This is a genomic window from Nonomuraea sp. NPDC049784, from assembly GCF_040659615.1.
In the GTDB taxonomy this organism is placed as follows: domain Bacteria; phylum Actinomycetota; class Actinomycetes; order Streptosporangiales; family Streptosporangiaceae; genus Nonomuraea.
Map to the genome: position 1 here is coordinate 1 of NZ_JBFAMX010001103.1, position 1897 is coordinate 1897.

A 1897-nucleotide genomic window follows, 5' to 3' on the forward strand; every position below is an offset into this window, starting at 1 on the left:
GCCGCGTCGTCCGGCGAGTCGGCGAAGACCTGCACATAGATTTCGGCGGTCCGCGGCGGCAGCGCGGCCTCGCTCCCGTTCGCCGTGGCCAGCGCTTCCACCGTTGCGGCGTCCAGCTCGACTTCGATGCCGTGCTCAGCGGTCGCGGAGGCGATCAACGTGGCGAGGACGGTCGTCGGCTCCTGCGCTGGTTCGGGCTTCGTCTCTGTCATGTCGGTGCTGATCCCGATCACGGGGTCGAGCGCGTCGAGCAGCGGCACGAACCGGTGCTGCCCGTACCGGTTCGTGAACCGGTCGTGGAAGCCGGCCAAGGGGTCGGGGCCGCTGCCGATCCGCCACAGAACCCCTGCGGCGTGGGCCGCCTCCCGCGCGAGCCGGGCAGGCAGGACCAGCTGGGCGTCGACGGCCACGTCAACGCGGACCGGCCGCTCCTGGCGGCTGACCCGGTCGGCCACGTCCCGCGCGGTGTCCAGCATGGTGAGCCGCTGCGGCGCGCCCGGCGGATGGGTGTCGGCATCGGCGAGGTGCCGGCGGATCAGCGTCAGGTCTTCGCGGAGTGCGCTGTCGGAGGGGAGTTTCCCCAGCAGATGCCCCAGCGGGTCGCCGCTACCGCTGTCGGGGATCAGGTCGGTCAGCAGGAAGCCGTGCCGCACGAGTTGCAGGATCATGCCGCGGACCGAGGCCTGTGGCGCTCCGGGCCAGGCGCGGGTGACGGCGTCGAGTACCTCACCGCCAGTGGCTCCTCGCGCGCACACCTTCATGATCAGTAGGGCGGCGTCGGTCGCGCGGACGGTGACCCGCCGCACCCCGGTGGTGCCGGGTTCTGCCGGTCTTTCATGTTCCAGCCGTCCGCCGCGGCGGACGGCCAGGTTGTTGGAGGACAGGGTGAGCCGCGGCAGAACATCCAGGTCGGTCAGGACGCGGTCGGCTACCGCGGCGAGCCAGCCGGAGTCGGGGATACTGCGGGCTCGGTGTGCGCTGCCCATGGTCCAGCTGTGCGGGCCGGAGTCGGAGAAGGCCGCGGCGGCGACGCCTGCGAACACTCCTTGCGGGGTGGGCCGGGTCCGGGCTCGGAGTGTGTAGCTGCGCACCGTTGAGCCGGCGCGGCCCTCTGGTGAGGTCGCAGCGGCGAGAGCGGACGCCTGCCGGGAAGCCAGGAACATCCCCTCGCGGACCAGCGGATGCACCGGTTCCCCTGCCCGACCGGCGTCGGCCGGGCAGGTCAGGGGGAGGAGCGGGATCCGCGCCAGCGCCGGGGCGGCTGGAAACGGGACGAAGACCTGTGCCATGCCCAACTCCTCCCTCTGATTTCACGGTCGCGGGCTGCTGGTCAGCAGTTAGCGCTGCAGCCGCAGCTCGCGCAGCTCGCAGTGCAGCCGTCGTTGGTGCAGTCCCCGGAGAAGGCGATCCCGGCAGGCAGTTCGTGGACGGGCCCCACCTGAACCCCCAGGTTGAACAGGTCGGAAACTTCGAGCGGCCCGACCTGGGGGGCCGGGTTGAACAGGTCGGATTCGAGCGTCGGCGTGCTGGTTGCGGAACTCATGACGACCTCCCGTGCGGACGTTTCCCCTGTACCGGTCGGTAGAGGGGGTGGTGCGGCTGTTCCCCGATGGGTGCGCGTGCCGTGTCAACCACAGGTCACGAACACCCTGCTGTGCGTCTTGTCCGCCGTGATCATGGCGGTGGGATTATCGGCGCTGCCCTCGGGATGGACTTCGATCCGGAGGGCAGCCAGCTCGTCGCGGGCCCGGGCCGCGCCCCATGCCCGAACTCGATCGGCGGCATTACCGGCCAGCCGCTCCCCGTCCGGCCCGTACGCGCACACCCCCAGCTCGACCATCTCCTGGCCGGTGTCGCTGGGCGCGGGGCGGCGGACCAGGTAGGCGAAGCTGCCGTC

Annotated in this window: 2 protein-coding genes and 1 pseudogene; all 3 read right to left on the bottom strand. The window is 71.4% G+C overall.

The genetic code is table 11. From position 1 onward, the window contains the following. On the bottom strand, positions 1-1289 hold a 1289-nt coding region (locus AB0J09_RS63695), incomplete at its 3' end, for a lantibiotic dehydratase (RefSeq protein ID WP_360714094.1). A gap of 41 nt (positions 1290-1330) precedes the next feature. Next, positions 1331-1543 carry a hypothetical protein gene (locus tag AB0J09_RS63700; RefSeq protein WP_360714096.1) on the bottom strand — a complete coding sequence of 71 codons (213 nt, stop codon included), beginning with the start codon at positions 1541-1543 and terminating at the stop codon, positions 1331-1333. An 84-nt stretch (positions 1544-1627) separates the two neighbouring features. Beyond that, positions 1628-1897, bottom strand: a pseudogene (locus AB0J09_RS63705) (hypothetical protein); the annotation flags it as partial.